Source organism: Deinococcus radiodurans R1 = ATCC 13939 = DSM 20539, assembly GCF_000008565.1.
In the GTDB taxonomy this organism is placed as follows: domain Bacteria; phylum Deinococcota; class Deinococci; order Deinococcales; family Deinococcaceae; genus Deinococcus; species Deinococcus radiodurans.
Genome location: NC_001263.1, coordinates 2,524,649 through 2,551,595, shown reverse-complemented (window position 1 = coordinate 2,551,595; position 26,947 = coordinate 2,524,649). Strand labels below are relative to the sequence as shown.

At 68.2% G+C, this 26,947-nt stretch carries 27 protein-coding genes and 1 tRNA gene; 17 read left to right on the top strand and 11 right to left on the bottom strand.

The window, feature by feature from the left end:
* The first annotated feature begins 16 nt into the window (after window positions 1–16).
* Window positions 17–751: a YebC/PmpR family DNA-binding transcriptional regulator gene (locus tag DR_RS13110; protein WP_010889173.1), complete on the top strand. Its 735-nt coding sequence runs from the start codon at window positions 17–19 to the stop codon at window positions 749–751.
* Window positions 752–835: 84 nt separating this feature from the next.
* On the opposite strand, the gene hemA is transcribed toward DR_RS13110, so the two are convergent.
* Entirely contained in the window at window positions 836–1,936 is a 1,101-nt protein-coding gene (gene hemA / locus DR_RS13105; RefSeq protein ID WP_027480102.1) for a glutamyl-tRNA reductase, read from the bottom strand.
* A 217-nt stretch (window positions 1,937–2,153) separates the two neighbouring features.
* On the opposite strand from hemA, the gene DR_RS13100 reads away from it, so the two are divergent.
* From DR_RS13100 to DR_RS13090, 3 genes are all read left to right on the top strand, one after another.
* Window positions 2,154–4,193, top strand: a complete 2,040-nt coding sequence (locus tag DR_RS13100) for a helix-hairpin-helix domain-containing protein (protein ID WP_010889171.1) — start codon at window positions 2,154–2,156, stop codon at window positions 4,191–4,193.
* Window positions 4,194–4,329: 136 nt separating this feature from the next.
* Window positions 4,330–5,769, top strand: a complete 1,440-nt coding sequence (locus tag DR_RS13095) for a nitronate monooxygenase (RefSeq protein WP_010889170.1) — start codon at window positions 4,330–4,332, stop codon at window positions 5,767–5,769.
* A 133-nt stretch (window positions 5,770–5,902) separates the two neighbouring features.
* A complete protein-coding gene (locus DR_RS13090; protein WP_027480104.1) occupies window positions 5,903–6,139 on the top strand; it encodes a hypothetical protein in 237 nt (78 codons plus the stop codon).
* A gap of 47 nt (window positions 6,140–6,186) precedes the next feature.
* On the opposite strand, the gene cmk is transcribed toward DR_RS13090, so the two are convergent.
* Window positions 6,187–6,807, bottom strand: coding sequence for a (d)CMP kinase (cmk, locus tag DR_RS13085; RefSeq protein WP_027480105.1), 621 nt, complete (start codon window positions 6,805–6,807; stop codon window positions 6,187–6,189).
* 79 nt (window positions 6,808–6,886) lie between these two features.
* On the opposite strand from cmk, the gene DR_RS16435 reads away from it, so the two are divergent.
* The 3 genes from DR_RS16435 to DR_RS13070 all read left to right on the top strand — a co-directional run bounded on the left by DR_RS16435 (window position 6,887) and on the right by DR_RS13070 (window position 9,776).
* Window positions 6,887–7,663 carry a peptidylprolyl isomerase gene (locus DR_RS16435; RefSeq protein WP_027480106.1) on the top strand — a complete coding sequence of 259 codons (777 nt, stop codon included), beginning with the start codon at window positions 6,887–6,889 and terminating at the stop codon, window positions 7,661–7,663.
* Window positions 7,660–8,193 (top strand): hypothetical protein, encoded by a 534-nt coding sequence (locus DR_RS13075; protein WP_010889166.1) that lies wholly within the window; start codon window positions 7,660–7,662, stop codon window positions 8,191–8,193. The genes DR_RS16435 and DR_RS13075 overlap by 4 nt, the downstream gene beginning before the upstream one ends.
* A 92-nt stretch (window positions 8,194–8,285) precedes the next feature.
* On the top strand, window positions 8,286–9,776 hold the full coding sequence (locus DR_RS13070) for an amidohydrolase (protein ID WP_010889165.1): 1,491 nt from the start codon (window positions 8,286–8,288) through the stop codon (window positions 9,774–9,776).
* 144 nt (window positions 9,777–9,920) lie between these two features.
* On the opposite strand, the gene DR_RS13065 is transcribed toward DR_RS13070, so the two are convergent.
* From DR_RS13065 to DR_RS13040, 6 genes are all read right to left on the bottom strand, one after another.
* Window positions 9,921–10,619 (bottom strand): metal-dependent transcriptional regulator, encoded by a 699-nt coding sequence (locus tag DR_RS13065; RefSeq protein ID WP_010889164.1) that lies wholly within the window; start codon window positions 10,617–10,619, stop codon window positions 9,921–9,923.
* 249 nt (window positions 10,620–10,868) lie between these two features.
* Complete coding sequence (locus DR_RS13060) at window positions 10,869–12,098, bottom strand: cytochrome P450 (RefSeq protein ID WP_010889163.1); 1,230 nt, start codon at window positions 12,096–12,098, stop codon at window positions 10,869–10,871.
* A 49-nt stretch (window positions 12,099–12,147) separates the two neighbouring features.
* Window positions 12,148–12,756: a protein-methionine-sulfoxide reductase heme-binding subunit MsrQ gene (locus tag DR_RS13055; protein WP_010889162.1), complete on the bottom strand. Its 609-nt coding sequence runs from the start codon at window positions 12,754–12,756 to the stop codon at window positions 12,148–12,150.
* Window positions 12,663–13,748: a protein-methionine-sulfoxide reductase catalytic subunit MsrP gene (msrP, locus tag DR_RS13050; protein WP_010889161.1), complete on the bottom strand. Its 1,086-nt coding sequence runs from the start codon at window positions 13,746–13,748 to the stop codon at window positions 12,663–12,665. Before msrP ends, DR_RS13055 begins: the two co-directional genes overlap by 94 nt.
* A gap of 74 nt (window positions 13,749–13,822) precedes the next feature.
* Window positions 13,823–14,716, bottom strand: coding sequence for an N-carbamoylputrescine amidase (gene aguB / locus DR_RS13045; RefSeq protein ID WP_010889160.1), 894 nt, complete (start codon window positions 14,714–14,716; stop codon window positions 13,823–13,825).
* A 24-nt stretch (window positions 14,717–14,740) separates the two neighbouring features.
* Entirely contained in the window at window positions 14,741–15,217 is a 477-nt protein-coding gene (locus tag DR_RS13040; protein WP_051618888.1) for a GrpB family protein, read from the bottom strand.
* Window positions 15,218–15,259: 42 nt separating this feature from the next.
* Between DR_RS13040 and DR_RS13035 the strand changes: the two genes are divergently transcribed.
* Both DR_RS13035 and DR_RS13030 read left to right on the top strand, forming a co-directional pair.
* Window positions 15,260–16,360 (top strand): hypothetical protein, encoded by a 1,101-nt coding sequence (locus DR_RS13035; protein ID WP_027480108.1) that lies wholly within the window; start codon window positions 15,260–15,262, stop codon window positions 16,358–16,360.
* Window positions 16,361–16,464: 104 nt separating this feature from the next.
* Complete coding sequence (locus tag DR_RS13030; RefSeq protein WP_010889157.1) at window positions 16,465–16,806, top strand: hypothetical protein; 342 nt, start codon at window positions 16,465–16,467, stop codon at window positions 16,804–16,806.
* Window position 16,807: 1 nt separating this feature from the next.
* On the opposite strand, the gene DR_RS13025 is transcribed toward DR_RS13030, so the two are convergent.
* The gene (locus tag DR_RS13025) at window positions 16,808–17,659 is read right to left on the bottom strand and encodes a sulfurtransferase (protein WP_010889156.1); all 852 of its coding nucleotides are present in this window, start codon (window positions 17,657–17,659) and stop codon (window positions 16,808–16,810) included.
* Window positions 17,660–17,820: 161 nt separating this feature from the next.
* On the opposite strand from DR_RS13025, the gene DR_RS13020 reads away from it, so the two are divergent.
* From DR_RS13020 to DR_RS13005, 4 genes are all read left to right on the top strand, one after another.
* The gene (locus DR_RS13020; protein ID WP_164927997.1) at window positions 17,821–18,204 is read left to right on the top strand and encodes a DUF937 domain-containing protein; all 384 of its coding nucleotides are present in this window, start codon (window positions 17,821–17,823) and stop codon (window positions 18,202–18,204) included.
* Window positions 18,198–18,635 carry a DUF937 domain-containing protein gene (locus DR_RS13015; RefSeq protein WP_010889154.1) on the top strand — a complete coding sequence of 146 codons (438 nt, stop codon included), beginning with the start codon at window positions 18,198–18,200 and terminating at the stop codon, window positions 18,633–18,635. Before DR_RS13020 ends, DR_RS13015 begins: the two co-directional genes overlap by 7 nt.
* Window positions 18,636–18,678: 43 nt before the next feature.
* Window positions 18,679–20,190 (top strand): hypothetical protein, encoded by a 1,512-nt coding sequence (locus DR_RS13010; RefSeq protein ID WP_010889153.1) that lies wholly within the window; start codon window positions 18,679–18,681, stop codon window positions 20,188–20,190.
* Between the two features lie 328 nt (window positions 20,191–20,518).
* Window positions 20,519–20,983 (top strand): hypothetical protein, encoded by a 465-nt coding sequence (locus tag DR_RS13005; RefSeq protein ID WP_027480110.1) that lies wholly within the window; start codon window positions 20,519–20,521, stop codon window positions 20,981–20,983.
* Window positions 20,984–21,083: 100 nt separating this feature from the next.
* On the opposite strand, the gene DR_RS13000 is transcribed toward DR_RS13005, so the two are convergent.
* Together DR_RS13000 and lpdA are read right to left on the bottom strand one after the other, a co-directional pair.
* Window positions 21,084–21,158: transfer RNA gene (locus DR_RS13000), tRNA-Glu, on the bottom strand.
* Window positions 21,159–21,331: 173 nt separating this feature from the next.
* Window positions 21,332–22,738 (bottom strand): dihydrolipoyl dehydrogenase, encoded by a 1,407-nt coding sequence (gene lpdA, locus DR_RS12995; protein WP_027480111.1) that lies wholly within the window; start codon window positions 22,736–22,738, stop codon window positions 21,332–21,334.
* Between the two features lie 206 nt (window positions 22,739–22,944).
* Here lpdA and DR_RS12990 point away from each other — a divergent pair, with 206 nt between their 5' ends.
* From DR_RS12990 to DR_RS12975, 4 genes are all read left to right on the top strand, one after another.
* Complete coding sequence (locus tag DR_RS12990; RefSeq protein ID WP_027480112.1) at window positions 22,945–24,276, top strand: dicarboxylate/amino acid:cation symporter; 1,332 nt, start codon at window positions 22,945–22,947, stop codon at window positions 24,274–24,276.
* A gap of 257 nt (window positions 24,277–24,533) precedes the next feature.
* Complete coding sequence (gene rpmB / locus DR_RS12985; RefSeq protein WP_010889149.1) at window positions 24,534–24,779, top strand: 50S ribosomal protein L28; 246 nt, start codon at window positions 24,534–24,536, stop codon at window positions 24,777–24,779.
* Between the two features lie 73 nt (window positions 24,780–24,852).
* The gene (locus DR_RS12980) at window positions 24,853–25,731 is read left to right on the top strand and encodes a metal ABC transporter substrate-binding protein (protein ID WP_338107132.1); all 879 of its coding nucleotides are present in this window, start codon (window positions 24,853–24,855) and stop codon (window positions 25,729–25,731) included.
* A gap of 243 nt (window positions 25,732–25,974) precedes the next feature.
* Window positions 25,975–26,901, top strand: a complete 927-nt coding sequence (locus tag DR_RS12975) for an alpha/beta hydrolase (RefSeq protein ID WP_010889147.1) — start codon at window positions 25,975–25,977, stop codon at window positions 26,899–26,901.
* The last annotated feature ends 46 nt before the right edge of the window (window positions 26,902–26,947 follow it).

Here is a 26,947-nt window from a genome sequence, read left to right as displayed (position 1 = left end):
AGGAGACTTCTGAAACATGGCCGGTCATAGCAAGTGGGCGCAGATCAAGCGCAAGAAGGGTGCCAACGACAAGAAACGCAGCGCGATGTATTCCAAGCACATCCGCGCCATTCAGGCCGCCGTCCGCTCGGGCGGCAGCGGTGACCCGGCGGGCAACCTCAGCCTGAAAAACGCGATTGCGGCGGCCAAGACCGACACGGTGCCCGCCGACAACATCGAAAACGCCATCAAGCGTGCGGTGGGCGCGGGCGAAGGCGCCGCCGAGTACAAGGAGCAGACCTACGAGGGCTACGGCCCCGGCGGCACCGCCATTTTCATCGAGACGCTGACCGACAACGTCAACCGCACCGTGGCCGACATCCGCGCCGTGTTCAACAAGCGCGGCGGCAGCATGGGCAACTCTGGCTCGGTGGCGTGGCAGTTCGAGAAAAAGGGCATCATCCTGCTTCGCGATGCCTCCGAGGCCGCGCAGGAAGTCGCCATCGAAAACGGCGCCGAGGACATTCAGGAATCCGACGAGGGCCTGGAAATCAGCACCGCGCCGAACGACCTCTACGCCGTGCAGGACGCCCTGAGCGCCGCCGGCTACGCCGTGGAAAGCGGCCAGATCACCATGCTGCCGACCAACACGGTGGCGGTGGCTGGCGACGACGCCCGCAAACTGCTGACGCTGGTGGAATACCTCGAAGAACTCGACGACGTGCAGAACGTGTACACCAACGCCGATCTGCCCGAGGACGAAGAGGACTGACCGAAACGAGAAAGAACAAAAAAGCGGAGGCGTAGGCTTCCGCTTTTTGCTTTGGGTGGGGATGCGTTTTCCTGAGCCGTCGCTTCAATCACACGCCAAGGCCAGCTCCGCTTGCCGGGCGAGCTGCGTCTCACGGGTCAGATACCAGCGGCTGAGGTCCGAGCCGAGTTCGCGGATGATCGCTTCGGCCTGCGGGAGCGCGGCGCGGCGGCTCTGCATATTGCGCTGCACGACGGCGGTCAGGTCGTCGAGGTTGTAGAGGTGCGCGCCGGGCACGCTGGCAATCTCGGGGTCAAGGATGCGCGGCACGCTGATGTCAATCAGGAACATGGCGCGGCCCGGACGCCCGGCGAGCGCCTCGCGCACGTTCTGGGCGGTGACCACGTAGTGCGGCGCGGCGCTCGATGCGATGACCACGTCGACTTCGGGGAGCGCGGCGGACAGTTCCTCGGCGGGGCAGGCGCGGCCCCCCAGTTTTTCGGCGAGGGCGCGGGCCCGCTCGGCGGTGCGGTTGACCACCAGCACGTCCTGCACGCCTGCCGCCCGCAGGTGGGTCAGAGTCAGCTCGGCGGTTTCGCCCGCCCCCAGAATCAGGGCGCGGCGCTGCGAGAGCTCACCGAGCGCGGCCTGCGCGAGTTCCACGGCGGCGCTCGACACGCTGACCACCTTGTCGCTCAGGCCGGTGTGCGAGCGCACCCGCTTGCCCGCCGCCAGTGCGCCCTGCACCACTTTGTTCATCAGGGTGCCGCTCAGACCGCGCTCGCGGGCACTTTGCCAGGCACGTTTGACCTGTCCCTGAATCTGGGTTTCGCCGATGACGAGGCTGTCGAGCCCCGCCGTCACGCGGTAGAGGTGCCGCACGGCGGCCTCGCCCCGGTACACGTAGAGGTGATCGAGCAGCGCGTGGCCCCAGGCGCCCTCGAAGGCGGCGAGCGGGTCGCCGTGCACCCCGGCGAGATAGACCTCGGTGCGGTTGCAGGTGGCGAGCAGCAGCACCTCGTCGGCGTGGCGCGCGAGGTGGCCGAGCAGCGCGCCTTCTTCCTCGGGCCGCACGGCGACGCGCTCGCGGACCTCGACTGGCGCGGTCTGGTGATTGAGGCCGACCACCACAAAATCGAGCGGTGCGGGCTGCGGCACCGTACGCCGGGCGAGCAGGTGCTGGGCAGTCGGACACGCGAGCGTCATGCCTGCGCCTCTGGCCGGGCCGTCCGCAGACCGCGCGGCGTGAGGGAAGCAGAGAACAGGAGCATGTTGGGCAGCATAGTCTTCCGGCGCGGGGCGCGCGTCCCGTACCGAACGGTAAGAAAGCTGTCTGGGTCGCCTTTTTTCGTTTCCGGGATTCCTGGGATGCGGGCCCCTGACATGACGACACGTCCTTCTGACGCTACCCTGCAACCGACCTATGACTGCTCCTCCCGCCTTGCAAGACGTGTATGGCGTGCCCATTCCACCCGGCAGGCCGCTGGCCCAGGGCCGGCACGCCGACCTGCTGACCCTCGGCGAGGTGCGCGGGCAGGTAGCGAAGGTCTACCTGGCGCCGCCGCCGCCCGCCCAGGCCCAGAAGGTCGAGGAACTGGTCAAGGTGCCGCCCCACCCGGACGTGGCCCGGCGCCTGGTGTGGCCGCTGGCCGCGCTCTACGGCCCCAACCGGCAACTCGCGGGGCTGCTCTTGCCCCTGCTGCCGCCCCAGCAGTTTCAGGGGGTGCGGGCGCTGCTGCGGGCCGACACGCGCCGCCGCAGTTTTCCGGAGGCCGACTGGCCCTTCGCCGTGCGGGTCGGGCGCGAACTGGCGCTCGCCTTTGCCGAACTGCACGCCGCCGGGCACCACATGGGCGACGTGCGGCCCGAGCACGCGCTGGTGTCCGACGCGGGCGAGGTGCGGCTGGTTGGGGCCGACGACTACGCGCTGCACCTCGCTGGGCGCGACTTTGCCGGGCCGGTGGCGAGCGCGGAATATCTGCCCCCCGAGCGTCAGCGCGTTGGGAGCGCCACTGGCGCTGGGGCCGACGCCGAGAGCGACGCCTTCGGGCTGGCCGTCCTGCTGTTCGAGCTGCTGCTGGGCCGCCACCCCTACGCCGGGATTCAGGCACGCGGGGCGGCGCCGGGGCCGGGCGAGGCGATTGCCGCCGGGCTCTTTGTGGACGCGCCGCAGGCCGGGCCAGGGCGGCGGACCGCGCCGGGCGAGTGGCCCTTCGCGGCGTTGCCCCCGGCGGTGCAGGCGCTGTTCGTGCAGGCGTTCGCGGTGCCGGTGGTCCCCCGCCCATCTCCCGAAACCTGGGCAGCGGCGCTCGGCGCTCTGGCCGCCGAACTGGTGCCCTGTGCCCGCCGCGCCGGTCACTGGCAGGTGCCGGGGCTCCCTTGCCCGAGTTGCGCCGCCGAGCGCGAGGGGCCGGCGCCCAGCAGCGGGGAAGACGTAACGGCGCGGGTGCAGCGGCTGTGGAACGACGTGCAGCGAGTGGTCGCGCCGCCGCCGTCGCCCCCGGTGGCCCCGGTCATCGAGGCGCCGCCGCTGCCCCCGCTGCCGCTGGCGCTGCCCGACAAACCACGGGGTTTAAACCACCGCCAGCAGTTGCAACTCCTGACCTGGACGCTGCGGGTCGCCGTCCTCGCCGCGCTGATGCTGGGGGTCGGGCTGGTGCAGCGCTCGGTGCTGGCGGGGCTGGTGGTGCCCGCACTGATCGTCTTTGCCCTCACGCTGGGGCGGCGCTTTGCGGTGGACTGGGACGGCCTGATCGACCGTTACGAGCGCTGGGAACACGACCTCGTGCGGGGGCTGTTGCCGCGCCGGGGGCCGCAGCAGCGCTACCGCCGGGCGGTGCGGCGGCGCCGGGCCGAGGTGAAGACCGAGCTCGCCGCCCGCGTCGCCCAGCGCGAGGAACTGCGTGAGCGCTACCACGTCGAGAACGCCGCCGCCCTGCACCTGCGCGAGCAGCAGGCGTTGGAGCAGCGCCGGGCGCACCTGCTGAGCCTCAGCGCGGGCGGGAGCCTGGAGGCGCTACTGGGCCGCTGGCGCGAACGCTCCCGGCAAGACTATTTGCGCCAGCAGCAGCTCAGCAGCAGCGGCGTGCCGGGCGTCGGCCCCCGCGAACTCGGGCTGGCGGTGGCGCAGGGCATTCGCACCGCGTTGGACGTGACCGCCGAGCGGGTCCGCGCTCTGCCTGCCCCGCTGGGCCGCGAGTTGCTGGCGTGGCGGCGCGGCCTGGAAGACTTTTTTCAGTTCGACCCCGGCGCAGTGCCCCGCGCCGAGCTCAACGCCGTACAGCAGCGCGGGCAGCAGCACCTCGGCGACGAAATCGAGACCTTCGAGCGGGCCGTTCATGCCTACACCAATGCTCGCTGGGACCGCCACGAGGCCGAAATTTCCCGGCAACTTGGCGTCGTCGAGCGCGAAATCGAGCAGTACAAAAAGGCGCTGAGCGAACTGCGGGCCATCAAGGTCTGAGCCTGTGCTGTTTGGCACTTTTTCGCCTTCTTTGCACCCCGTCTCAACATCGCGGGGGCGAGCACAAGGGCGCGAAATACTCTCTTGACCCCGTGTCGCGCCTGATTGGTCCGGCTCGCGGGGCACAAGGTGAACCATGACTGACAAGGCACAGACTTCTCCGGCGCGCCTGCCCCGCATCATTCAGGGGGGCATGGGCGTGGCCGTTTCCGACTGGCGGCTGGCGCAGGCGGTGTCGCGCACCGGCGAACTCGGCGTGGTGTCGGGCACCGGCATCGACAACGTGCTGGTGCGGCGCCTTCAAGACGGCGACCCGCAGGGCCACGTCCGCCGGGCGCTCGCCGAGTACCCCAACCCGGCCAAAGCGCAGGAATTCATCGCCAAGTATTTCCTCGAGGGAGGGCGTGCCGAGGGGCAACCCTACGCCCGCGTGCCGCTGCCCAGCCACCGCAACCACCAGCTCGCCTGGGAACTGTCTATCGCCGGGGCCTTTGTCGAGGTCTGGCTCGCCCGCGAGGGGCACAGCAATCCGGTGGGGCTCAACCTGCTCACCAAGCTCGAACTGATGACCCTGCCCTCGCTCTACGGCGCCATGCTCGCCGGGGTGGACACGGTCATCATGGGCGCGGGCATTCCGCGTGAAGTGCCCGCCGCGCTCGACAACTTCGCGGCGGGGCGGCCCGGCACCTTCAAACTCAGCGTGAAGGGCGACCCACAGGGCGACACGCCGGGCGTGACCCTCGACCCCGCCGCTTACGGCTTTGACGGAGTGACCACTGGGCGCCCGAAGTTCTACCCCATCGTGACCTCGCACGTGCTCGCCGGGGCGATGCTGCGCAAAAAGACCGGCGGCATCGAAGGCTTTATCGTCGAAGGCCCCACGGCGGGCGGCCACAACGCGCCCCCGCGCGGCAACTACGCGCTCGACGACCTCGGCCAGCCGGTCTACGGCGAGCGTGACGTGTGCGACCTCGGCGAAATGCGCAAATTCGGCGTCCCCTTCTGGCTGGCGGGCGGCTACGGCAAGCGCGGCGGCCTGCAAGACGCGCTCGCGGAGGGCGCTGCCGGCATTCAGGTCGGCACGCTGTTCGCCTACGCCCAGGAAGCGGGCATCCGCGACGAGTTGCAGCGGCGGGTGCTCGGCGAGGTGCAGCAGGGCGACCTCAAGGTCTACACCGACCCGCTCGCTTCGCCCACCGGCTTTCCCTTCAAGGTGGTGCAGCTCCCCGAAACACTTTCCAACCCTGAGGTCTACGCCCGCCGGATGCGGATTTGCGACATCGGCTACCTGCGCGAAGCCTACTGGGACATGGCCCCCGGCAAGGAAGGCAAAGTGGGCTGGCGCTGCGCCGCCGAGCCGGTGGACCAGTACGTCGCCAAGGGCGGCAAGGTCGAGGACACCGTGGGCCGCAAGTGCCTGTGCAACGCCCTGATGTCCGACGCGGGGCTGCCACAGATTCAGAAAAACGGCGACGTGGAAAAGTCCCTGCTCACCAGCGGCGACGGCCTGACCGAACTCGGCAGCTGGAAGCCGGGGTATACGGCGGCGGACGCTATCGAGTTTTTGCGCGGCTGAGGTGCGGCGAAGCAGGCTGGTCTCCTTCCTGCTGCTCGCCGCTGCCGTAGTGGGAGCAACGCTCAAGGTGGTGAAGGATGACCGAAGCGCCGTCCGCCTACCCCCTGCCGTGTACGTTCCGCCAAGCGGTCCCTTGATTGAGCCCAAGGAAAATGCCGGACGTTGCCTTGCCACCGCCAAAATCACGCTGCCCAAGTCCTACAACGCCTTTGCCAACCACTGGCGTTTTACGGAAGCTAAACAACTGACCGCCGAAACCTGGCAGATTCGCGGCGAACTGAGCGAGTATTCGGCGACGGGCGTCAAGGTGTTTATTTTTCAGTGTGTGGATAGCAATGAAGCGACGGGGGTAGAGCTTCACCCGAAGTAAAAATTGGGCAAGTTGGGGGCCAGGGCTGCGGCGTTGGCCCCTTTTTCCTATTGTCCGATCTCCCCCAAAATCTCCCCAATCACCTCTTCCAATCCCAGCGGTCCGGTGTCGATCACGCGGGCGTCGGGCGCGGGGGCACTCTGGGCGGCGTCCTTCCTGTCCCTGGCGATGAGGGCGGCTTCGATCGCGTCCACGTCCTCGGGCCGCTCGGCACTGCGGCGCTCGGCGCGGATGCGCGGGCTGGCGGTCAGGTAGAACTTGGCCGGCGCGTCCGGAAACACGTTGGTGCCCATGTCGCGGCCCTCGGCGACGAAGGGCGGGGGCAACTGCCGGAGCTGCTCGTCCACCCAGGCGCGCAGCTCGGGGTGCGCGGCGACGGTGCTCACGCCCGCGTCCACGGCGCTCTGGTGCAGCCCCGGCGTCAGGTCACGCTCGCCCGACCACACCCGGTTGCCTTCTGCCAGCGGTTCGAGCCGCAGCGGAAGCGCGCGCAGGTGCGCGAGCAGCCGGGGCGCGTCGCTGAGGTCGAGGGCCGCTTCCAGCCCCAGCAGGGTGGCCGCGCGGTAGAGCAGGCCGCTGCTGACATAAGGAATCCCCAGTGCCCGAGCCACGCCGCTCGACACGCTCGATTTGCCGCTGGCCGCCACGCCGTCGATGGTCACGATCACGGGGGAAAAGGTAGCAGCTTTGGGCCGGCGCTCGCTGCCGTTTCCGTTCTCCTCACGGGCAGCCCGTACACTGGAACCCGTGAAGAAGCTCACCCTCCCTGCGGCCCTGCTGCTCGGTCTGCTGACCCTGAGCGCCTGCCAGTCCAAGACCGAAACCACGACCACCGAGACGAAAACCGAAGCGGCGGACCCCAAGACCGACACGACCACGAAAACCGAGACCACGACCACCGAGGTCACGGCCCCCGGCGCGGTGCCGGCGGGGTACACCGAAGTGAAGGCCCTGTCCGACAAGCCGGTGCGCGAGTTCAAGTCCGAGCCCGCCATGAGCCTGCAAGACGGCCAGGACTACTACGCGCTGCTCGACACCAACCGGGGCCAGGTCCTCATCGACCTCTACGAGCAGGAAACGCCCGTCACCGTCAACAACTTCGTGACGCTGGCCCGCAACCACTTTTACGACGGGCTGCGCTTTCACCGCGTGATCGACGGCTTCATGGCCCAGACCGGCGACCCCAAGAGCGCCGACGACGCCCAGAAGGACGCCTGGGGTTCGGGCGGCCCCGGCTACCAGTTTCCCGACGAGGTCCGCTCCAAGCTGACGTTCGACACCGGCGGCCAACTGGCGATGGCGAACAGCGGCCCCAACACCAACGGCTCGCAGTTTTTCGTCACCTTCGGCCCGGCGGCCTTTCTCGACGGCCACTACAGCCTCTTCGGCAAGGTCGTGACGGGCGACGACGTGCTCGCCAAGCTGACCCGCACCGCCGAAACCAGCGGCGGTCAGGAAACTCCGATTGCCGGCGCGGTGCCCGACAAGCTGCTCAGCGTCCGCATTCTCACGAAGAACAAATGATGAAGCGCGCCGCCTCGCTGCTTTCTCTCCTCGCGCTCTCTGCCTGCGGCCAGCAGCCGGTCGGCGCGCCGGGCGACTACGACCTCAGCGGCACCCTCGGTGGGAAGTGGGACGCGGGCGCCCGGCTGCGCCTCGCTCTGGTGGGCGCGGGCGTGCCCAATATCGTGACCAACACGGCCAATCTCGCTCAGACGCCCCTGCACCCGGGCGCGGCCTTCGGGGTGAACCTGCCGGGCATTCCCGACGTGCTGGGGCTGTATCAGGTCATCGCCTTCGACGACGCCAACAACAACGGCACCTTCGACCCCGGCGAGACGTTTGCCCGCAACCGCCAGTGGCTGATGTTCAGCCCGCGCGGCGGCGAGATTCCGGCGCTCAAAGTGCCGGGGGGGCTGCCGAGCGCCGGGGAAGAGGCGCTGCCCGCCATGACCGTGGCCCAGGGCTGGAACCTGTATGACCGCGCCCAGCCCCTCGGTGCCGGCAATCCGCGTCCGGGCCACCCGGTGACGGGCTACGACCTGAGCCGCTGACAGGGCAGAACGGGACCAAAAGGGGAGGGGGTGAAGGGGCGCTTTTTGCACGTCCTCTTCACCCCCTCCCCTCAACCCTCTACCCTGTCTTCATGCTCACCCTCATCCTGGCCCAAGTCACCACCCTCGACCCGGCGCGGCCCCAGGCGGAGGCGGTGCTGGCGGGCGGCGGGCGGGTGCTGGCGGTGGGCACACGCGAAGAGCTGTCGGCCCTCGCGCCGCGCGCCGAGGTGCTCGACCACCGCGACCTGCACCTCACGCCCGGCCTGTGCGACGCGCACACCCACCTCGTGATGTATGGGGCGTCGCTCTCGCAGCTCGATGTGCAGGGCGTCCGCAGCGTGGACGAGGTGCGCGCCCGGCTACGCGAACGGGCAGCGCAGACCCCGGCAGGCGAGTGGATTGTGGGCGGCGGCTTTCTGCTGTCCGAGCTGGGCCTGAGCGGCTACCCCACCGCCGCCGACCTCGACGCCGTGAGCCCCGACCACCCGGTGCTGCTGCACTCGCGCGACCACCACATGATCTGGGTCAACAGCCGCGCGCTGGCCGCCGCCGGGATTCACGACCAGACGCCTGACCCGGAAGGCGGCCACATCGTTCACCCGCTCGGCTGCTTGCAGGAAAACGCGCAGGCGCTGGTGTCGGAGCGGGTGCCGGCCCCCAGCGAAAGCGAGTGGCTGGCGCACGCCCGCGCCGGGGCGCAGGACCTCGCCGCGCGGGGGTATGTCAGCACCCATACCATGGCCTTCGAGGACGCCGCCGCGCCGCTCGCCCTGCAAACCCTGGCGGCGCGGGGCGAGTTGCCGCTGCGGGTCTGGGCCTGCTTGCCGCACGAACGCCTCAGCGCGGCCCGCTCGCTGGGCCTGAGCCGCGTTCCCGGTGGACTCTTTCAATGGGGCGGGGTCAAATTCTTTGCCGACGGTGCGCTTGGCAGCCGCACCGCCTGGCTCCACGCGCCGGGTTTTGCCGACGGCTCGGGCACCGGCATCGCCCTCGACTCGCCCGACCTCATCCTGGAACGGGGCCGCGAGGCGCTGCGCCTGGGCCTGACGCCGGTCACGCACGCCATCGGGGACCGGGCGAACACCGAGGTGCTCGACGTCTACGAGCAGTTGCGTCCCGAGGCCGAGGCGCGCGGCATCCGGCTGCGGGTCGAGCACGCCCAGCACCTGCGCCCCGAGGACCTGCCGCGTTTCCGGGGCCTGACCGCCAGCGTGCAGCCCGTGCACTTGCCCGCCGACGCCGCCATGATTCGGGAGCTGCTGCCCCAGCGCGAGCAGACGAGTTACGCCTTCCGCTCGCTGAAAGACGCCGGGGCCATCCTCGCCTTCGGCAGCGACGCGCCGGTGGCGCCGCCGAGCGTGCAGGGCAACTTCGCCGCCGCCGTCTCCCGCCTGGGCGACGACGGCCTGCCCCTCGCCCCCGCCGAGGCCCTGACCCCTGACGACGTGCTGTGGGCCTACACCCGTGGCCCCGCGCTCGCCGCTGGCTGGGACGACGAGGGCTGGGTCAAGCCCGGCGCGCGGGCGGCATTTACCCTCTGGAACACCATCGGCGGAGAGGCGCGCTCGCTGGTGCTGTAACTGAAGGCTTTTTCTGGMTGAGTGGTGTGGCGGGAGCCTGAGAGCATTTCACAAAAGAAGTGCCTTGCGCTGTTTGACCCTCTACCTTGATGGGAGAGGGCCTCGCATAGCGAGGGGTGAGGGTGTCTTTTTCTGTCAAATGCTCTACACCGTCCCCGCCGCGTCCAGCTCGCCCGCCAGCACCTGCACCTGCGCGGCCACCCCCAGCGCCAGCGTGAGCGCCTGCCCGCCTTTACCGGACGGGCCGACCTGCACCGTCAGGGTGCCCAGGGCGCTGTCCACGCTGCGAATCTGGAGGCGGGCGCCGGGGGTCAGGCGCGCGCCGACGAGGGTACGAAGTTGCTCGGCGTCGCCGTCGGGCACGCGGGCAATCACGGCGTGGTCGCCGGGGGCGAGTTGCGAGAGCCGCCGCTCGGCGCGGGCCGGGAGCTCGCCCTCCAGCGTCGGAATCGGGTCGCCGTGCGGGTCATGGGTGGGGTCGCCGAGCCACGCGGCGATGCGGGCTTCGAGCCGCTCGGACAGCGCGTGCTCGAGCGCCTCGGCCTCGTCGTGCACCTCGTCGAGCGGCACGCCCAGAGCCCGGTGGAGAAACAGTTCGAGCAGACGGTGGTGCCGCAGCACCTCGAGGGCCACCCGTTCGCCCTCGGCAGTCAGCCGGGCGCCCTGGTACGGCGCGTGCGACACCAGCCCCTGCTCGGTCAGCTTGCGCAGCATTCCGGTCACGCTGGCGGGCGCCACCCCGAGCGCGGCGGCGAGCGCCTGGGTGCTCACCTTACCCGACTGCCCCAGCCCGTACAGGTGCTTGAGGTAATCCTCGGCGGAGGGGGAGAGGGTGCGGGTCATGCTGAAAGTGTACCGGGCGAGGGTGAGAGGGCGCCGGACGGGGGGCTTTGATGTTGGAACACCGTCGGGAGGTCTTGCTAGAGCAGTTGACGGAATGAGGTTTCGTCAGATTTGGTCTGTTCGCCCCCTCACCCCTGCCTTCGGCAGGCCCTCTCCCACGAGGGTAGAGGGTCAACGACACTCAACATCTTCCCGTCCACTGCTCTAGAGTCCTTTTCCTCTTTGCTCTGGCCTCCTCAGAACTTCGTCTCAGCCCAGCGTCACCCACAGCTCCTGCGGCCCGCGCAGAACGAAATTGGCCTTGTAATGGGGTGCGGCGCTCACGCGCAGGTCGGGGAAACGCTCGGCGAGCGCAGCGAACGTCTCGGCGATTTCCAGCCGGGCGAGGCTCGCGCCCAGGCAGTAGTGCGGCCCGGCGGCGAAGGCGAGGTGACGGGAGGCGTTTGGGCGGTCCCAGTCGAGCCGCTCCGGGTCGGGAAACACCTGCGGGTCGCGGTTGGCCGCCGCCAGCAGCAGTTGCACGGGCGTGCCTGCCGGCAGCGGTGTCTCGCCCACGGTCTGCGCCTCGGTCAGCATTCGCCCGTCGAGCTGCACCGGGGAGACGTGCCGCAGCAGTTCGTCGGCCACGCCGGGGTGCCGGGGGTGGTTCAGCAGCGCGGCCCAGGCGCCCGGCTGCTGCGAGAGCGCCAGCACGCCGCCCGGAATGAGGTTGGAGGTCGTCTCGTGCCCCGCCGCGAGCAAGAGCACCGCGTTGGAGAGCAGTTCGTCGCCGCTGAGACGCTCGCCCCCGTCTTCCACCGCCGCCAGTGCCGAGAGCAGGCCCGGCTGGGGCGACACGCGCAGTTCGTCGGCCAGGTCGCGGAAGTAGCCACGCATTTCGCGGGCGTCGGCCTCGATGCGGGCCAGCAGCGCGGGCGAGCGGTCGGCCCCGCCGAGCAGTTCGGCCACGCTTGCCGACCAGCCCAGAAAGCGCTCCTCGTCGGCGCCGCGCAGCCCCAGCATCCGCATGATTACCCGGCCCGGTAGCGGCCCCGACAGCCCCGCCACCAGGTCCACCGGCCCCCCGGCGCGCGCCATATCGCTCAACAGTTCGTCCAGCAGCGAGCGCACCAGGTCGCGCTGTTCCTCCACCACGCGCGGCGTGAACGCCTTTTGCACCAGCCCCCGCAGCCGGGCGTGGGGAATGCCGTTGCGAAACAGCATCATGTGTTGCAGCAATTTTCCGCCGTCGCTCGGGCCGTGGTCCCATTCCCCCGAGCGGGCCGCCGGAGAGCGCAGCACCGCGCTCGTCGCCGCGTGCCCCACGGCAAAAGCGGTGTTCCACTCGGGAAGCCGAACCAGCCCGTCGGCATTGGCAAAGCCGCGAATCTGCTCGTAGATGGGGTGGGGGTCGGCCAGCGCGGCGCCGGACCACAGCCCCTGCACGGCGGCGAGCAGCGGCCCGGAAGAAGGCGCAGAAGAACCGGAAGAAGCAGTCATGGCGCAGGATGGCAGAGCGCCGGGTGAGGAAAGGAGGGGAGCGCTAGCATCACTGCCGCGCCGGTCTGTTCAGCCGCGCCGGGGTCTTGAGCCTTGCCAGCCCCAGCGCCGCGAGGACCAGCACGGCGAGCAGCGGCCCGCTGTGGTCCTTTTTCACGCCCCACCAGTAATGCAGCGCGCCCAGCGCGGCGGCGAGGTACACCAGGCGGTGTAGCAGCGTCCAGCGCGCAAAGCCCAGTCGCCGCACGCTGCCTTTGCCACTCGTGAGGACCAGCGGCAGCAGGAGCAGCAGCGCCGCGAAACCCGAGGTGATGAAGGGCCGCTCGGTTACGTCCTCCCAGATGCGGCCCAGGCTGAAGTCCTGGCCGCGCAGGTAAATCCCGAAGTGCAGCACCGCATAAAACGCCGCGAGCAGCCCCAACGCCTTGCGAATGCGCGCCGCCCACGTCCAGCCCAGCCACACCCGCGCCGGGGTACAGGCGAGCGAGAGGGTGAGCACAATCAGCGCGAGTTGCCCGGTCTGGTGGGTCGCCTGCTTGACCGGATTGGCGCCCAGGCCGCCGCTCAGCGCGTCCCACAGCAGGAAAACGGTGGGGAGTAGCCCGCCCAGCACGACGCCTGGACCGAGCCACGCATAGGGGGGCGGGCGGCGCGCCATTTAGAAGTTCCGCCGCAGTCAAGCCCGCTGTAGAGTCCCGCCACCTGTTCGCCGTAGCCGTTGAAGGGCAATGTGGGCCGCCGCCCGCTCTCCCCGATGCGCTGCTCGGTGGCCTGCGACCAGCGTGGGTGAGGCACGGCGGGGTTGACGTTGGCGTAAAAGCCGTATTCGTCGGGAGCGGCCAGCGCCCAGGTCGTCTGCGGCTGCGTGCGCGTGAGCGTCATCCGGACGATGGCCTTGATGCCCTTGAAGCCGTACTTCCAGGGGACGACCAGCCGCAGCGGAGCGCCGTTTTGCGCCGGGAGCGACCGGCCTTCCAGCCCCACGGCGAGCAGCGTGAGCGGGTGCAGCGCCTCGTCGAGCCGCAGGCCCTCGGTGTACGGCCATTCCAGCACCCAGGGCCGTTGCCCCGGCAGCTTGTCGGGGGCGTTGATGGCGGTGAACTGCACGTACCGGGCCGCGCCGGTCGGTTCCAGGCGGCGCAGCAGCGCGGCGAGCGGAAAGCCGAACCACGGCATCACCATGCTCCAGCCCTCCACGCAGCGCATCCGGTAAATGCGGTCCTCTAAGGGAAACCAGCTCTGAAGGGTGTCTATGTCGAGCGTGACGGGCTTTTTCACCTCGCCGTCCACCACCACCGTCCAGGGCCGCGTCGGCAGCGCCCCGGCGTGGCGGGCGGGGTCATCCTTGCCGAGCCCGAGTTCGTAGAAGTTGTTGTAGGTGGTCATGTCGCGGTAACCCGTCATGGCCTCCTGGGTGTCGTAAGGCCCAGTCGGACGGATGACGCGCCCCGCCGCCGTCTGAGGGTCCGGGGCTGGCTCGGCAGGCGCGGGGCGGCGGGTGAGCAGCGTCAGCCCCCCGCCGAGGCCCAGGGCGGTGGCGGTGAGCAGGGCGCCCTGCCGCAACACTTCGCGGCGGCCCGGGTCGGTGGGCTGCGGGTCGGCAGGCTGCTGCGGGTCAGGGGCAGGCGAGGTGGAGTCGGGGTCGGTCATGGGCTGGCCCTGCTTATAGCGGGCTGCGCGGCAACACGCTGTGGCAGCGCATACGCCGCATCAGTCTCCGCGCCTTAGCCCCGGCGCGTCACCCCGTCGGTGGTCAGCAGCGGCCCGTACAGCTCGGGGCGGCGGTCGCGGAAAAAGCCCATCCCGGCGCGGAACTTGCGCGCTTCTTTCAGGTTCAGCTCGTGCAGCAGCGGGCCTTCTTCACTGTCGCCGAGTTCGGCCACGAGTTCGCCGGTGTAGTCGCTGATAAAGGAGTGCCCGTAGTAGGTCTGCTCCAGCCCGCCCACGATTTCCTTGCCGATGCGGTTGCTCGACCCCACGTAGCTGGAGTTGCTCACCGCGTGCCCGACCATTGCCCGCTGCCACATCTGATGGTTGTTGGGCGTTTCCACCTCGGCGGGCTCACTGCCGATGGCGGTGGGGTAGAGCAGGAAATCGGCGCCCTGAAGCATCATCACGCGGGCGGTTTCTGGGTACCACTGGTCCCAGCAGATGCCCACACCCACGCGGCCAAACCGGGTGTCCCAGACCTTGAAGCCGGTGTCTCCGGGGTTGAAGTAATACTTTTCCTCGTAGCCGGGGCCGTCGGGGATGTGGGTCTTGCGGTAGTTGCCGAGCAGTTCGCCGCCCGCGTCGATGCACACCAGCGAGTTGTAGTGCGCCTGCCCGGCCTTCTCGAAGTAGCTGACCGGCAGCACCACGTTCAGCTCACGCGCCAGCTCCTGAAAGCGTCCGATAAAGGGATGTCCCTCCAGCGGGTGCGCCAGCCCGAAGTAGTCCTCGCGCTCCACCTGGCAGAAGTAGAGGTTCTCAAACAGCTCGGGCAACAAGATGACCTGGGCGCCCCGGCGCGCCGCTTCCCGGACGTGCTCGGCGGCGCGCTCCACGTTGTCTTCGAGCTGGTCGGTCATGTGCATCTGCACGACGGCGAGGTGGACAGTGTCGGGGGTGCGGGTCATGGGCAGAGTGTACTGGCCTGCCCGTCAGCTTTCTGCTGCCCTTTGCAGGATTCGGGCGACGAAAGCGGCTTTCTGCGCGGTGTACTCGCCCCAGTCGTCGGTCTGGGCCGCCAGCCTCTGTTTGAGCGCTTCGTAAGCCCGGGCCTCGGCAGGACTGCGCTTCAGGAAATCACGGAAAAGCAGCCGTTGGTGCCAGATGTCGCCCCCCGCAATGACCACATGCACTACCGCTTCGCGCTGTTGCGGGTCCGGCCAGCACAGCCAGATGTGGTTGGGCCGCTCGCCCTCGATGACATATCCGGCACTTACGAGCGCCTGCGCCGCCGCCGTCACGTCTACTTCACCGACCAGAATGTCCACCACATCTTTAGCGCAAATGGTGCCGATGGCTGTACTGCCGATGTGTTCGGTGCGGGCCTGGGGAAGAGCGAGTCGAATTCGCCACCGATGCCGGTCGAACCGGGCGGCCCAACGTCCGGGGTCAGGCGAGATGAGGTCCATGCCTTCAGTCTGACGGGTGCGGCCACCCTCTACACTCGCCCCATGACCCTCTGGACGCCCGCCCCCCACGCCGCGCCCCCCGCGCCCCACGGCCCCGACCCCGAGCTGCTACGGGCGCTGCTGCCGGGGCTCACAGCAGAGCAGGCGCAGCACGTCGCGGTGCTCACCGAGCGCGGCGTCACGGCGAACAGCGCGGCGCTGGCGGGCGCTCTGGAGTTTCACCGGTTTGCGCCCCACCCGGTCACGGGCGAGCTGCGGGCGGTGCAGGGCACGGGCGGCGGCCTGGGCAGCCTGATTTCCAAAATCTTCGGCACCGCGCCCGCTACTACGCAGCACGACGGCGCGGGCCAGAAGGTGCCGCCCGGCGTCAAGGTGGAGTGCAAAGACGAGCAGACCGGCCCCTACCGCCGCGTGTATTCCAAGCCCGGTTACGCCTACCAGCGCAGCGCAGTCTATCTGCCTACCGACAAATCCGCCGACCTGTACGAGGAAAAGTCGCTCGGCAGCGGCGACACCGCCTTCGTGTACGTGGGCGGCTGGGGCGGGCGGGGCGGCGCGGTAGACGCCGGGTTTCAGCACGGGCGCTACATGGCCCGCGAGCAGGACGACTGGGCGCCCTTTTTCCTCATCGAGCAGCCCGGCGGCCCAAGTGCCGTGACCGTCGCCACCGAGCGCCAGCGCAGCGGCGACCCCTGGCGGCTGCTGGCGGGGCAGGCCGCCGAACTCACCTTCTGGGTCAGCCAGGAAGCGGGGCAGACGATTCTGAGCATGACCATGAGCGGCGTGACCAACGTGGACCGTGAAGCCGCCAGCCTCACCCTGCGCGCCCCAGTGGACCCGCGCTACGGCTGGGACGCGGCGGGCGGCGGCAACATCCTCAAGCGCATGACGACCATCGGCCAGAAGCGCGGGCACCAGAACCTCGCCAGCGGCTCCTACCTGCGCGGTGTTCAGTGGTCGGGCAGTGTCATCGGCACCAGCGAGGCCGACGCGAAACCCTGGCAGGGTGCCCAGACGGGCGGCTACTGCACCTTTCCCGACCCCAAAACCCCCGAGGGCCTGCGGGCCGACGGCGCCGGCGCGAAATGGCGCGTGCAGTACCGCGATCCAGGCAACGAAACCGACAGCGTAACGCTGCGGTGATGCGCTGCCCCGCCACCTTTTGCCTGACGCTTTCTTTGCCGTCTGCGCCCTAGCCTCTGCCCAGGCGAAGGCGCCTGCTTTTCCTTCCCCTGGTTCCCCTGCTGTTGGTCGGTTGTGCCGAGCAGAACGAAAAAATCGTCCGCACCTGGGCGGCGCCGACAGGGGAGTGGCAGGGCCTGGAACTGCGGGCGATAGACCTGTGGGGCGGCTGGGGCCCAAATCGCGGGCTGGCCGAGCAATATCTCGAAGTGCGCTGCACGGACCAACCGCTGTTGCTGATGCGCCGCCGCTATTGGCCGGGGTCAGACTGGTCAGGCAAGGTTGTCTGGGATGCGGCGAGCGTGACTTATCAGCACGGCACCAGGAATCCGAACATCCAAAACCTGACCTTTCGGGCGGAGGACATGCGCCAGTCGCTGCCCTGCCTCAAAGCGAACATTCCCTAACTCATTCCCCCGTTGCCACCGGCCTGCCCTCGTCGCTCACCCAGTCGCTCCACGACCCGGCGTACAGGCGGTTGTTCGGCCCCAGCGGCACCCCGGCGAGTTCGCGGGCGAGCAGGTTGGGGGTCGCACTCACCCCGCTGCCGCAGTAGATGATGGTGGGGGCGTCTCCGGCGGCCAGTCGCCCCGCCTGCTCGGCGCCCGCCCGGAACTGCCCCTGCTCGTCCAGCGCGGCGCTGAAAGGCCGGTTGACCGCGCCGGGGATGTGCCCGGCTTTTTTATCGAGCGGCTCGCTGTCGCCCCGGTAGCGTTCTGGCGCGCGCGAATCGATGAGCAGCACCCCGTCCTCCCGGTTCTGTACGTCCTGCGCCGTCGCTACCAGTTCGGGCTGCACGTCCGGCGTAAAAGTCGTGGGCACGGGGTGCGGTTCCTCGGTGCTCGCTTCGCCCCCCGCCGCGAGGTACGCGGGCCAGCCGCCGTCGAGCACATACACCTCGCGGTGCCCCAGCCAGCGCAGCAGCCACCACGCCCGCGCCGCGTAAAAGCCCTGGCCGCCGCCCGGGTCGTCGTAGCACACCACCACGTCGCCGTTGCCGATGCCCGCCGCGCCGAGCCAGTCTGCCAGCACCGGCGGGTCGGGCAGCGGGTGGCGCCCGCCCTCGCCGCCGGGCTGCACCGGCCCGCTGAGGTCGGTTTCGAGGTCGGCGTAGACCGCGCCGGGAATATGCCCTTCCAGATAGGCGAGGCGCCCGAGCAGCGGGTCGCTCAGGGCGTAGCGGCAGTCGAGCACGCGCACGGCGCCCGGCCGCTGCGCGAGCAGCCAGGCGGCGGATTTCAGCGGCGAGGGCGGGGTCATGTCCAGCAGCCTACTCCCTGGCGCGGCGGCAAAAGCGGCTCTGAGCGCGGCTAAAGAAACGTTTAGAGGGTGGGGGCAGACCGGCGAACTGTGAAAAGATACCCTTGTTCAGTCTGGACTGCTCGCCGGTCCGTTGTCTGCTCAGCTTCACCGGAGGACGTATGAAGGACATCATTCAGTCGTATTTCGATCAGCAAGCCGTCGCTCAGCTCGGGCAGGTGGCCGGACTCGACCCCACCCTCACCCAGCGGGCGCTGAGCCTGGGGCTGCCGCTGCAACTCGACGCGCTCGCCGCCCATGCCCAGACGCCTGAAGGCCGCTCGCAAATCGGTGAGGCGGTCAGCAACCTGCCGCGCTTCGGTTCGGTGCAAGACGCCCTGAACACGTCCAGCGGGGCACTCGACCTGCAACGGGCGGGCGAACTGCTCGCGCCGGCCCTGCTCGGCACCCAGGCCGAGGACATCGTGCAGCAGGTCACCCGTCGGGTGGGTGGCAGCGTGGGCGGCGTGCAGAAGGTCATGAACATGGCGTCCCGCTCGTGTTGAGCCTGCTGGGCCGTCAGGGCTTGGACGCGGCGAGCGCCGAGAGCGTGCTCGGCGGCCTGCGCGGTGGCCTGGGCGACCTCGACCTCGGCGCGGGACTCGCTGCCGGGGCCGCTGCGGTGGGCACCAGTGCGGCTGGCGTGGCCGGCGCCGCCGTGCCCCCGCCTCCTCCCGCCAACGGCGTCACGGCGGCGCAGCTCGCGCCGGGGGCCATTACCCCCAGCAGCCTGCTCGACACCCTGCGTAGCGAGTTCAGCGGCGAAAACGCCGACCGCATTGGCCGCGCGGCGGGCTTCAGCGGCGCCACGGCGGGCAAGGCCGTGCAGGGCGCCCTGCCGGTGGTGCTCAGCGCCCTGGATCAGCCGGGGCCGGACCGAGGCGGGCGCGGCGGAACTGCTCAGCAACAGCCAGGACCTCGACCGCCTTGCCGGTGAGGGCGGGCGCCTGGACGCTGGGCTGCTGTCCGACAGCGCGGAAATGGCGCGGCTCGAAGGCCAGGGCCGGGGCGTGCTGGGCCAGCTTTACGGCAACGTGGACGCCCTGACCGGACGCCTGGGCACGGCGCTGAGTGGCAGCGGGGCCAACGCGGGTCGCCTGCTCGCGCTGCTCACGCCGCTGGTGCTCGCGGTCCTGGGCCGCCTCGCCCGCAGCTCGCGCATGAGCCCGTTGGTCCTGAGCGGCCTGCTGGGGGCCATGCAGGACAAGCTGCCGGACCTGATTCCCGCCGGTATGGGCGGCATCGCCGGGCTGCTCAGCACCGGCGCGGCAGCTCAGACCTCTCCCGCTCCGGTCACTGCCGCTGCTCAGCCACCGGCGACCCAGGAAGTCGTGGCGGCAGCGACGCCCAAAGTGGTCGAGTCGGCCCCGCCCGTCACGCCTCCGCCGCCCCCCAGCACGCCGGTCACCACGACCACCACGGCGGCTGTTCCGCCCGTTCCGCCCCGCCGGGGCGTGTCCCCCTGGTGGCTGCTGCTCATTCCGCTGCTGCTCGGTGGCTGCTGGCTTCTGAACAACCAAAACAAGACCACCCAGAACCAGACGACACAGACCAACACCAGCACGACCGGCACGACGGCGCAGGACAGCGGCATCATCGTGACCACCCCCGCCGAGTCGGGCAGCAACCTGCCGGCCAAGCCCTTCACCATGAGCGGCACGGCGGCCCCCAACATGCACCTCAAGATCGAGGACGAAGGCCAGACCGTCGCCGAGTCCACCGCCGACGGCGAGGGCAACTGGACCGCCGACATCCCCGCCCCGACGGCTGGCGAGCACACCTACAGCGTCATCGGCGGCGAAGGCGCCAAGACCGAGTTCAAGGTGAACGTCACCGATACGGACGCGGCGGCGAGCGGCACCGGCAGCACCGACAGCGACGCCAATGCAGGCAGCACCGACAGTGAGGGCACTGCGGGAACGGCCAGCAGCGGTGACTTCGTCGTCAGCGAACCGGCCAGGGACGCCGAAGTGCCGGCCACCGGCTTCAACCTGACCGGCACCGGCAAGGCGGGCGAAACCTACGAACTGCTCGAAGACGGCACCAGCGTGGGCACCTTCAAGGTGGGTGACGACGGCACGTGGAGTGCCGACGTGGCCGCGCCGACCGAGGGCAGCAAGACCTACACCATTCAGGACAGCGGCGGCGAGCAGGTCGCCAGCCTGCCCCTGACCATCACGGCGGGCACGGCGACCGGCAAGTGCTCGCAGGACCTGTCGGTCAGCGTGAACGACGGCGAAACCGTGACCGCCCCCTTCCGTTTCGGCGGCGTGGGCAGCGGCAGCGGCTACACCGTAACCGTGCGCCGTGCGGGCCGCATCGTGGGCACCAAGGAAATTCCGCTGAGCAGCGGCTGCACCTGGAGCTACAGCAGTGACCCCGGTGGCCGCTCCGGCACCGTCAACGACGTGATCTACGAAGTGCGTGCCAGCGGCACCAGCGCCAGCGCTCCCGCCGACTCGACCCTGAACCTCAAGGTCCGCGCCCGCTGAGCTGACCTGCAGTCCTCTGACATCCTGGGGCACCTGCGGCAGACACTTGCAGGTGTCCCTTCTTCCGTTAGTGCCTAGAGCGTTTGACAAGAGAATTATCTGGCGCTGTTTGACCCTCTACCCAGGGGAGAGGGCCTGCCAAAGGCAGGGGTGAGGGGTCTTTGCTATGTCAAATGCTCAGGCTTCCCCCGCCCAATGTGCGAGCGAAGGATAAAGGAAGCGGCCCTTGTCCGGCCCTGAGGGCATTTGTAGCCTGAAGATCATTCCGGGCACCCGCCCCAACACCCTGGACCCGGGCCGCGCTTCCGTGCGGCAAAGGAGCATTCCCATGAAAAAAGCACTGACGCTCGCTCTTCTCGGTACTGTGGCCCTCAGCTCTTGCAGTGTGGTCGGCACCCGCGCCGCCGTCGTGTCGGGTCAATTGAACGGCTTCAACAGCGACCAGAACCTGCGCCTCGCGCTGGTCGGCTTCAACAACAGTCAGTACGTCGCCGACGGTCGCCGCGCCCAGGTGATCGACAAGGTGCTGACCGGCGGCTATACCTTTGCCCTGCCGCGCAACGTGCAGTCGGGCGTCTACCGCCTGATCGTCTTCCGCGACGCCAACAACAACAACGCCTACGACAGCGGCGACGTGGTGCTCAGCCGCCACAACGGCAAGAGCCTGATCTACGCGCCGCGCGACAACTATGTCTACAGCGGCGTCAAGTACGGCTGGAACATTCGCAACGACGCGAACGGCGATATCCAGACGGTCGTGCTCAACAACTACGACCTTACTGCGGCGCGCTGAGCAGTTCGGTTTTCAACAAGAAGGCCAGCCAGTGCGCTGGCTTTTTTTGCTTACTAGGAGCACAAAAAAAGCCGCGCCCTCACGAGGAGAGCGCGGTTTCTGGTGACCCCAACGGGATTCGAACCCGTATCGCTACCTTGAAAGGGTAGTGTCCTAACCGTTAGACGATGGGGCCACACTTCAGAAGGGGGTTTAAACTCTTCTGCCTTTCAAGGGGCGCCGTTTCCGGCACGCACAGAAAGATACAGGGACATCATGTGTTCGTCAAGGGGGACAGCGGAAAGCTAGGGTCAAGAGAAGAGGGCAGAGGGAACATCGCCTTCCCCTCTGCCCCCTGTTTTCCTCAGATCACATGTGAATGGCGCGCTTGTCCACCGCCAGCGCCGCTTCCTTGACCACTTCGGAGAGCGTGGGGTGGGCGTGGATGGTGCGGGCGAGGTCCTCGGCGCTGCCACCGAATTCCATGATGGCGACGATTTCGCCGATGAGTTCCGACACGCCACCGCCGATCATGTGCACGCCGAGCAGCTTGTCGGTCTGGGCGTCGGCCACGACCTTGACGAAGCCGCGCGGGTCGCCGTGGCCCAGGGCGCGTCCGTTGGCGCTGAAGGGGAACTGCCCGGTCTTGACATTCAGGCCGCGTTCCTTGGCCTGCTTCTCGGTCAGGCCTGCCCAGGCGATTTCAGGGCTGGTGTAGATGATCCAGGGAATCACGTCGTAGTTCACGTGCCCGGCCTGTCCGGCGATCATTTCGGCGAGCGCCACGCCTTCTTCCTCGGCCTTGTGCGCCAGCATGGCGCCGCCGATCACGTCGCCGATGGCGTACACGCCGGGGAGGTTGGTGCGGTAGTGCTGGTCCACCTTGACGAAGCCGCGCTCGTCGAGCGCCAGACCCACGCCGTCGGCGTTCAGGCCCCCGGTGTTGGGCACGCGGCCAATGGACACGATCAGCTTGTCGAACTGCGCGGTCACCTGCGAGCCGTTTTCCTCATAGGTGACAGTCACGCCGCTGTCGTCCTGCTTGATTTCGCCGATCTTGACGCCGAAGTGGAAGTCGAGGCCCTGCTTCTGGAACTGTTTGAGGGCTTCTTTGGCAATCGCGTCGTCGGCGGCCATCAGGAAGCCGGGCATCGCTTCGAGGATGGTCACCTGAGCGCCGAGGCGCCGCCACACGCTGCCGAGTTCGAGGCCGATCACGCCCGCGCCGATCACGCCGAGCTTGCCGGGTACCTGGTCAATTTGCAGGGCGCCGCTGTTTTCCACGATGTGGCCGCCGAAGGGCACACCGGGCAGGGCGCGGGGGTTGCTGCCCGTTGCCACGATCACGTTCTTGGCCTTGACTTCGGTGCCCGCTGCGTCCACGACCCACTCCTGGCCGTCCTGGCGCACGAGCTTGCCGTAGCCGTGGAAGGACGTGACCTTGTTCTTCCTGAAGAGGAAAGCGACGCCGCCGGTCAGCTTGTCCACCACGCCGTCCTTGCGGGCGAGCATCTTGCTGACATCGATCTGAGGCTGGGCCACCTGAATGCCGTGCTCGGCGGTGTCGTGCGAAATCATCTCGAAGCGCTCGGAGGAATCGAGCAGCGCCTTGCTGGGAATGCAGCCCACGTTCAGGCAGGTGCCGCCCAGGCTGGGCTTGCCGCCCCGCTCGAAGGCGTCCACACAGGCCGTTTTGAACCCGAGCTGCGCCGCACGAATGGCCGCCACGTACCCCGCGGGGCCGCCCCCAATCACCAGAACGTCAAAGGTATCCATATCGCTCCTGAGCGTACCACCGCGCCAAAGTGGCAAATGGAGTTCGCCTCCCGCGTTCCTGTGGAGGAGACAGCAGCCGGCGGCCTTAAAGCAAAAGTTTTATATTCCTCACATTCCAAAGATCGCTGCCGTGTCTGTGCAAGCCGGTGGTTCATATGAATGGGAGGGTGGGTCTAGGTCCGCCTGCCACCCGCCGAGGAGAAGTCATGCCCAAGATATTCCGCAGTCTGTATGTTCAGGTCATCATCGCCATCGTGCTCGGCATTCTGGTCGGTGCATTGTTTCCCAAGTTTGGAGAGGCCCTCAAGCCGCTCGGCGACATCTTCGTCAAGCTGATCAAAATGGTGATTGCGCCGATTATCTTCGCTACCGTGGTGAGCGGCGTGGCGCACATGCGCGACACCCGCAAGGTGGGCCGGGTGGGCGGCAAGGCGCTGATCTATTTCGAGGTCGTCTCAACGCTGGCGCTGATTATCGGCATGGTGGTGATGAACGTGCTGCGGCCCGGTGCGGGCATGAACGTGGACCCCGCCACCCTCGACACGGCGGGCCTGACGAAGTACACCGAGGCCGCCGGGGAAATGACAGTATGGGACCATATCCTCAAGATCATCCCTGATACCCTGGTCAGCGCCTTTACGGGCGGCGAACTGCTGCCGGTGCTGCTGGTTGCGCTGTTGTTCGGTTTCGCCCTGATGCGGCTCGGCAAGCTCGGCGACCAGATTCTTTACGGCATTGACGCTCTGAATCAGGTTGTCTTCGTGATTCTGGGGTTCATCATGCGCCTGGCACCTATCGGGGCGTTTGGGGCGATGGCGTTTACCGTGGGTAAATACGGTCTCAAATCGCTCACCAGCCTCGGCTACCTGATGGGCAGCTTCTACCTCACCTGTTTGCTGTTCATCTTCGTGGTGCTGGGGCTGATTGCGCGGGCGGCGGGCTTCAGCATCTTCAAGCTGATTCGCTACATCCGCGAAGAACTGCTGATCGTGCTGGGCACGAGTTCGAGCGAGTCGGCGCTGCCCCGCCTGATGATGAAACTGGAGCATGCCGGGGCCGAGAAGAGCGTGGTGGGGCTGGTGGTGCCCACCGGGTACTCGTTCAACCTTGACGGCACCAGCATTTACCTCACGATGGCCGCGCTCTTCATCGCGCAGGCGACGAACACGCCGCTGGGCCTCGGCGAGCAGCTCAGCCTGCTGGCGGTGCTGCTGCTGACCTCCAAGGGCGCGGCGGGCGTGACGGGGAGCGGCTTTATCACCCTGGCCGCCACGCTCGGCGCTGTCGGGCACGTGCCGGTGGCAGGCATGGCGCTGATTCTGGGCATCGACCGCTTCATGAGCGAGGCGCGCGCCCTGACCAACTTCATCGGGAACGCGGTGGCGACGCTGGTGGTGGCCCGCAGCGAGAACGCCGTGGACATGAACCGCCTGACGCGGGCGCTGAACGGCGAGGACCTGCCGACCACCGAGCCCGACGTGGCGAGCGAGGAACGCGGCGAGGGCCGTGAAATCGACAGCTCGCGTCCGGTGACGTGACGGCCACATGACGACCCGATGCCGGTGCGGGCCACAGCAGGGAGTGGCGAAGGCTCCGCGCCCCAGGTCTATCTTTCGGGCTCGCCAGTAGGTTAAGATAGGGTTTGGTGTCGCCTGCCCGCAGCGCGGATGGGCAACAGGCACTGGAACCGGCTGGACAGTGGAGCAGCACGCGGACCGGACCCCGGAGAAAGAACCGGGAACGCCGCCGTCCCTGACCCCGTTCCAGTCTGAACTCAAACAAGGAGAGTACCAACATGAGCCGTGAATGCTACCTGACTGGAAAGAAGAACCTCGTCGTCAACTCCGTGATTCGCCGTGGTAAGGCCCGTGCCGACGGCGGCGTGGGTCGCAAGACCACCGGCATCACCAAGCGCGTTCAGCGCGCCAACCTGCACAAGAAGGCCATCCGTGAAAACGGCCAGGTCAAGACCGTGTGGCTGAGCGCCAACGCCCTGCGTACCCTGTCCAAGGGCCCCTACAAGGGTATCGAACTGATCTGAAGGCCGTCAGGCTCTTTGGGGGAGAGTCCAGCGGCTCTCCCTTTTTTTACTCGCCAATTGATAAGGTGATATCATGAAGAACCGGAAGCTCATGGCGTGTGCCCTACTCGCCGCTGCGTGTGTGGGGAGTGGACAGGCCGCCGCGGCGCCGCTGCCGGTCAGCGCGACGACCAGTCTGCTGGCCGACTTCGTGCGGCAGGTGGGCGGGTCACGGGTCAACGTGAACGTGATCGTGCCTGCCGGGGCCGACGCCCATACCTTTCAGCCCTCGACCGGCGTGATTCGCTCGCTGGTGGGCAGCAAGGTTCTGTTTGCCAACGGCGCGGGCCTGGAGCCCTGGCTGCCCCGGCTGCGGGCCGCCGCGCCGCGCGTGCCGGTGAAGGAGCTGACGGCGGGCCTCAAGCTGCACGCTGGAGGAGAGGGCGGCGCACCCGACCCCCACGCGTGGTGGGACGCTTCACTGGCGCTGGGGTACGTGAAAAACGTGCAGACCGCCCTGAGCGCTGCCGACCCCGCGGGCCAGGCCACCTATGCCAAAAACGCCGCCGCTTACTCGGCCCAGATTCGCGCTGCCGATGCCTGGGCCAAAAAACAGTTCGCCACGCTGCCCGCAAGCCAGCGCAAGGTAGTCACGCACCACGACTCGCTGGGGTACTTCGCCCGGCGCTATGGCCTGACCGTCATCGGCGCCGTCATTCCTGGCCTGAGCACCGAGCGCGAGCCGAGTGCCCGCGAACTTGCGACTCTGGCGAGCGCCGTCAAGAAAAGCGGCGCGAAAGTCATCCTGACCGAAAACACCGTCAGCACCCGCCTGGCACAGACGCTGGCGAGCGAAACCGGCGCCCGGATTGCCCCGCCGCTCTACACCGACGCGCTGGGGCCGCAGGCAGCGCCGGCGAAACTTACCTCAAAGCCCTCAAATACAACGTGGCGACGGTGGTGCGGGCACTGAAGTGATACAAATTCCGATGGAATCCAGTTGCTTTGGATTCAATCCGAACGGATGTGACTCGCAGAGCTGCTTAGCAGAGTAGGAAAAAAGACGGGTTTCGCGATATGGAAGCACAGGCGGCGCTTTTCCGACTGTGCTGGAATGGAGCGAAATCCGTCTAAGGTCGGGGGTGGGGGGACTAAGGGGGGATAGCCCACTGTTTATTTTCTGTCAAAGTCGGTCGGCTACTCTGAGCGGCACCCCATGACCCAACCGAACAGCTGGACCATTCCCCATCTCCCCGTCGCCGGTTATGCCTGGGAAGTCGCCGACCCGGCGGGCGCCGTGCTGCTCACGCACGCACTCGCCGAATACGCGCAGCGGTATCAGGACCGTTATCACTGCCTGATTCCGGCGCTGAACGCGGCGGGCTACAGCGTCTACAGCTACGACCTGCGCGGTCACGGCGCGTCGCCGGGCGAGGTGAGCATGGTGGACGCCTTCGTGCAGGTGGACGACCACCTCGCCGCCCGCGCCGCCCTGCGGGAGCGTTGCCCGGACCTGCCGCTCTACCTCTTTGCCCACAGCGCCGGGGCCCTGTTTACGGCGGGCAGCGTGATGGCCGACCCACAGGGCATCAGCGGCGTCATCCTGTCAAGCCCGATGCTCCAGGCCGGGCAAGATCAGATAGCCCTGGTGCGGCACCTGCTGCCGCTGGCCTCCAAGCTGGCGCCGGGGCTCGCCATCGTGCCGATCAACAAGGCGGGGCTCTCGCGGCTGCCGGAAGAGGTGGCGGCGTACCAGGCCGACGAGCGCATCTATCAGGGGCAGGTCACTTTGCTCACCGCGAGCACCATGATGCAGCTCTCGCAGCAGCTCTGGCCGACCTACTCGAACTGGGCGCTGCCCACGCTGGTCTTCTACGGCACCGGCGATCAGGTGTCCTACATGGACGGCCTGCCCGACTTCGTGGCGCAGCTTCACACCCCCGACAAGGCGCTCAAGGTCTTCAAGGGTGGGTATCACGAACTCCTCAACGACTGTGACCGCGAGGAAGTGCTGGCGCTCATTCTCGACTGGCTGTGGGAACGCCGCCCGGTGAAAGACCCCGGCAATGAACAGATGCAGCACAACCTGGGCCGCCTCGCCCGGCTGCGGCAGCGGCGGCAGGGAATACGGGGAAGCGCCTGAGCCGGGGTTAAGCGGGGAAAGAGACAGCACGTCCGCCCGCTTTCTG